Origin of the sequence: Geobacillus sp. ZGt-1 (assembly GCF_001026865.1) — a bacterium.
Taxonomy (GTDB): Bacteria; Bacillota; Bacilli; order Bacillales; family Anoxybacillaceae; genus Geobacillus; species Geobacillus thermoleovorans.
Genome location: NZ_LDPD01000016.1, coordinates 1 through 5,077 on the forward strand (window position 1 = coordinate 1; position 5,077 = coordinate 5,077).

Below are 5,077 nucleotides of genomic sequence, written 5' to 3' on the forward strand. Positions count from 1 at the left end.
CGCATGGGTAGTGAAGCAAGGAAAACAGCATCATATTGAGGGCGGTGAGCCACGTCCAGCCGTGGTCAAGCAAAATTTGTTTTAGAGAATGCAGGCCATCGACTTCAGTGAGCGCCCCCGCGGATAAATAGCCCATCAGCAAAATCGGCACGACAATTTCATTGGCTGGCAAGCCTAAAATGAACGCCATCAAAATGTAGCCATCCAATCCCAATGCTTTGGCAAATGGGTCAAGCCAGTCGGCTAAATACGCCAGCACGGTCGTATCTCCCACGTGAACGTTGCCGAGCACCCATGTCAGAATGCCGGCCGGCGCCGCAACCGTTACCGCCCGTTTCAGCACATAGAGTGATTTGTCGAGGGTGGCCCGGATGATCGTCTCCATGATTTTCGGGCGTCGGTACGGCGGCAGCTCCAGCGTGTAATGGGTCGGAATGCCGCGCAAGGCCGTCTTGGATAAGACCCATGAAACGGTCAACGTGACGACGATGCCAAACAACACCATGGCGACGACCACACCCGCCGTAACGAACGTTTTCCATCCGCCTGTATAGCCGGCTGCCATAAATAAGGACGAAAGCAGGATCAGCGTTGGCCAACGTCCATTGCAGGGGACGAAGTTGTTGGTCAAAATGGCCAGCATTCGTTCGCGCGGTGATTCGATAATGCGCGTCGACATGATGGCCGCCGCGTTGCAGCCGAAGCCCATGGCCATCGTCAGTGATTGTTTGCCATGCGCCCCCGCTTTTTTAAACAAGCGATCCATGTTAAAGGCGACACGCGGCAAGTAGCCATAATTTTCGAGCAAAGCGAATACGGGAAAGAAAATCGCCATCGGCGGCAGCATCACGCTGACGACCCAAGCCGTGCCGCGGTATAGGCCAAGTACAATGAGGCCGTGCAACCAGTCGGGGGCGTGAATCGCTTGAAAGGCCATGGTGAGATACGTTTCGATCGTTCCGAACAAGCGGGCGAGCGAATCGGAAAATACGTTGGCGCCGGCGATCGTCATGTAAAGGACAGCGGCGAGAAGCGCCAGCATAATTGGAAATCCCCACCGCTTCGACGTGACGATCCGGTCAATCTGTTCCGTTCGATCACGTTTCACGCTCTTCGTATGATTGACACATTCTCGATAAAGCTCGGCCGATGTTTGAAAGATGGCGGCAACGATTTGCTCGCGCACATTGTCCGGCGCCAATGATTTCGCTTCTGTCATTAAGCGGTCAAATCGATTTGATGGATCCGCAACAGGCATACGCGTTCCCCTCCTTGATCAATGGTTGCGGCGGTTGTTTCAGCGCTTGAAGCAGCGATGTATCGCCGTCAAGGAGACGAAGAGCGATCCAGCGAGCAGGATACGTGTCTCCCATCACGTCTTTCACGAGTGGAAGAAGTTTGGCAATGCCTCGTTCGATTTCCGGGCTGTACCGGATGGAAAGCGGGTTGGTGTTGATGCGGCCATGCGCCATGGCATCCACTGTATCAAGCAGTGCATCGATTCCTTCCCGGTTGCGGGCCGAGATCGGCACGACCGGCACGCCGAGTTTGACGGCTAATTTTTTTGTATTGATATGAATGCCTTTCTTTTTCGCTTCATCCATCAAATTGATAGCGATAATGACGCGGTCGGTCATTTCCAATACTTGAAGCGCTAGATTCAAGTTGCGTTCTAATGCCGTAGCGTCGACCACAACGACCGTGACGTCAGGACGTTGAAACAGGAGAAAATCGCGCGCCACCTCTTCATCGGCTGAATTGGAATAGAGCGAATACGTTCCCGGCAAGTCGACGATCCGGTACAACGTGCCGCGGTGGCGGCATTCTCCTTCCGCATGAGTGACCGTTTTCCCGGGCCAGTTGCCGGTATGTTGGCGCAGGCCCGTTAAGACGTTGAACAACGTGCTTTTGCCGGTGTTCGGATTTCCCATTAAGGCAATCGTATACGTCATATCAGTCATGGCTGATCTTCTCCCCGTAAATATAGTCACTTTCTTCTTTCCTTAATGCGATCGTCGTTCCACAAACGCGATAGGCGGTCGGGTCGCCAAGCGGGCTTCTTTGTCCAACCTTCACTTCCCCGCCGGGTACAAATCCCAAATCAAGCAACCGCCTTTTTAACATAGGATCAGGAACATCAACCTTTTCGATGCGAAATCGATCGCCCGGTTTCATATCGGAGAGGCGGCAACGTTTTCCTTGTGCCATAAAAGTTTCCCTCCGGTTAATATTTTTTATAAAAGACATTTTTTTTGCTTAGACCAACTTTTGTGTTTATCATATTCCAGTTGCCTCGCTGTTGTCAACAAATTTGTTTCATCTTTTTCTGACAGAGTTGTCGAACTGGCGACTATTCAAAACAATAGGAAATCATGTTATCATATGAATAGTCTGAACAAACTATCGGCAGAAAGGCGGTGACGGCGTCCATTGACGCACGATGAAATGAAAGCGATTACGGAAGGGACGATTCTTTGGCAGCCGACGGAGGAGCAAATTCGGCAATCGAACATTCGACGGTATATGGACTGGCTGAAAGAGAAAAAGGAGTTGTCATTTAACTCGTACCGCGAACTATGGACATGGTCAGTTGAGCATCTTGAAGAATTTTGGGAAACGGTTTGGGAATATTGTGGTGTTCAGGCGGCAACGCCGTATGAGTGTGTGCTGCGGGAGCGGAAGATGCCAGGGGCGGAGTGGTTTCCAGGCGCTGCGCTCAACTATGCGAAACATATTTTCCGGCATGCGCGCGCCGACCGCCCGGCCATCATTTTCCGCTCGGAACGCGTGCCGTACCGGGAAGTGTCATGGCAGGAGCTCGGCGAAAAAACGGCGGCGATCGCCAAAGCATTGCGAGCGATGGGAGTGAAGCGCGGCGACCGCGTCGTCGCTTATATGCCGAATATCCCCGAGACGGTGATGGCGTTTTTGGCGTGCGCCTCGATCGGCGCCATTTGGTCAAGCTGCTCGCCGGATTTTGGCGCTGGCAGCGTCATTGACCGGTTCGCGCAAATCGAGCCGACTGTCTTGTTTGCCGTCGACGGCTGCCAATACAACGGCAAAGAATTTGACAAAATGCCGGTCGTATCCGAATTGCGCGCCAAATTGCCGTCATTGAAAAAGACGGTGCTGCTTCCGTATTGGCGCGGGCAGATGGAAGCACCGGATGAGGGCGTCGTGCTGTGGGATGATGTCGTGGCGGACAAGGCGGAGCTCGTCTATGAAGACGTTCCGTTTGACCATCCGCTTTGGATTTTGTATTCTTCGGGAACGACCGGTTTGCCGAAGCCGATCGTCCAAGGGCATGGCGGCATTTTGCTTGAGCATTTAAAAGCGCTCACGATTTCCGAAAACTTGACGAAAGACAGCACGTTTTTCTGGTTTACGACGACTGGATGGATGATGTGGAACTTTCTNGTCGGCGGACTGCTGGCCGGGTCGACCATCGTGCTCTATGACGGCAGCCCGACGTATCCGGATGGCAACGTTTTATGGGAGCTCGCCGAGAAGGCAGGCATCACCCATTTCGGCACAAGCGCGGCGTTTATCAACATCTGCATGAAGCTCAGCCTGAAGCCAAAAGAGCAATATGACTTGTCAAAGCTCGAGGCCGTGCTCTCGACCGGTTCGCCGCTGACGGTCGAAGGGTTCGCCTGGGTGTATGAAAACGTCAAGGATGACATTTGCCTGGCATCATGCAGCGGCGGAACGGATGTGTGCACCGCGTTTGTCGTCGGTTCGCCGATTTTGCCGGTGCGCGCCGGCATCCTCTCGTGCCGCGCGTTGGGCGCGGATGTGCAGGCGTTTGACGAAAACGGCCAGCCGCTTGTGAATGAAGTCGGTGAACTTGTGATTACAAAACCAATGCCGTCGATGCCGCTCTTTTTCTGGAACGATCCAGACGGCGAACGGTATCGGAACAGCTATTTTGACACGTACCCGGGCGTCTGGAAGCACGGCGACTGGATTAAAATTGACGAACAAGGGGGATGCGTCATTTACGGACGCTCCGACTCGACGATCAACCGCGCCGGCGTCCGCATGGGCACGAGCGAAATTTACCGTGCGGTCGAAGCGGTCGACGGGGTGTTCGAAAGCCTCATTGTCGATTTGGAAATGATGGGCAAGCAATCGTTTATGCCGCTGTTTGTCGTCCTCAAGCCGGGCGCAGTGCTCGATGACGAGCTGAAAGAACGCATCCGCCAATCGATTCGGCAACACGTCTCGCCGCGCTTTGTTCCAGATGAAATTTACGAGGTGAAGCAAATTCCGAAAACGCTAAATGGAAAGAAAATGGAGATTCCGATCCGGAAACTGCTCTTAGGCTTCCCGCTCGAAAAGGCAGTCAACCCGGGCTCAATGGCCAATCCAGAGGCGCTCGACTTTTTCCTCGAGCTGGCGAAGACGCTGGCGGCGAAGACGCAGACAAGCTGAAATGCGAAAGGTTGTTATTAAGTGACGATGCTTAATAACAACCTTTCTATGTATTAGTGAATTATAAATAGAGGAGTCGGGGGCATGGAAGAAAGCAAGCGGACTAGGCCAGTTTGGAAATCCATCGGTGATTGAGGAGCGGACGACGGTGAAAGAGATGTTGGGGCGATGAGACGAGACGGTGTCCGTTTTCATGATGAGAAAGTCCGGAAGATCTGTTTAGGAGAACCTTCCGGGCTTCATTTGCGGCGACGATGATTCGGAGTTTTAGTATGACGTAAGCAGGGGGATGTTGTTTGATGATGGCTATGTTCACACAGGATATGGAACAAGCTTTAAACGTCGAAGAGATCAACGAAATGGAGCGGACTGACGTCTAGTACATATTGAGCGCCGTCTTGACCCGCTTGATCTCCTTTTTGTTTTCGAACAGCTCTTCAACTAAAATGTTTTGGCCGTTGGCGACATCGGTGATCCGTTTGTCCATGTCGGCCACTTGCTGGCTTAATTGGTTGAGTTGTTCATTCGTTTGCTGCACTTGTTTGGCGAGCTGGTCGACTTGCTCATGAGTTTGCTGTACTTGGTGGTTCAGCTGCTGCACTTGGCTGTTAAGGTGTTGGACTTGTTGGCCCAGTTGCTGCAC

General features: G+C 52.8%; 5 protein-coding genes and 1 pseudogene. 2 read left to right on the forward strand and 4 right to left on the reverse strand.

What is annotated here, in order from left to right; translation table 11 throughout:
• From VU18_RS06390 to VU18_RS06400, 3 genes are all read right to left on the reverse strand, one after another.
• On the reverse strand, window positions 1–1,258 hold a 1,258-nt coding region (locus VU18_RS06390; RefSeq protein WP_047757835.1), incomplete at its 3' end, for a nucleoside recognition domain-containing protein.
• The gene (locus tag VU18_RS06395) at window positions 1,227–1,961 is read right to left on the reverse strand and encodes a FeoB small GTPase domain-containing protein (protein WP_011230979.1); all 735 of its coding nucleotides are present in this window, start codon (window positions 1,959–1,961) and stop codon (window positions 1,227–1,229) included. The genes VU18_RS06395 and VU18_RS06390, both read right to left, overlap by 32 nt.
• Window positions 1,954–2,208: a FeoA family protein gene (locus VU18_RS06400; protein ID WP_011230980.1), complete on the reverse strand. Its 255-nt coding sequence runs from the start codon at window positions 2,206–2,208 to the stop codon at window positions 1,954–1,956. The genes VU18_RS06395 and VU18_RS06400 overlap by 8 nt, the downstream gene beginning before the upstream one ends.
• Before the next feature lie 237 nt (window positions 2,209–2,445).
• Between VU18_RS06400 and VU18_RS19525 the strand changes: the two genes are divergently transcribed.
• On the forward strand, window positions 2,446–3,416 hold a 971-nt coding region (locus VU18_RS19525; protein ID WP_236687319.1), incomplete at its 3' end, for an AMP-binding protein.
• Window position 3,417: 1 nt separating this feature from the next.
• Window positions 3,418–4,434, forward strand: a pseudogene (locus tag VU18_RS19530) (AMP-binding protein); the annotation flags it as partial.
• Between the two features lie 376 nt (window positions 4,435–4,810).
• On the opposite strand, the gene VU18_RS19535 reads toward VU18_RS19530, so the two are convergent.
• On the reverse strand, window positions 4,811–5,077 hold a 267-nt coding region (locus VU18_RS19535; protein WP_047757873.1), incomplete at its 5' end, for a hypothetical protein.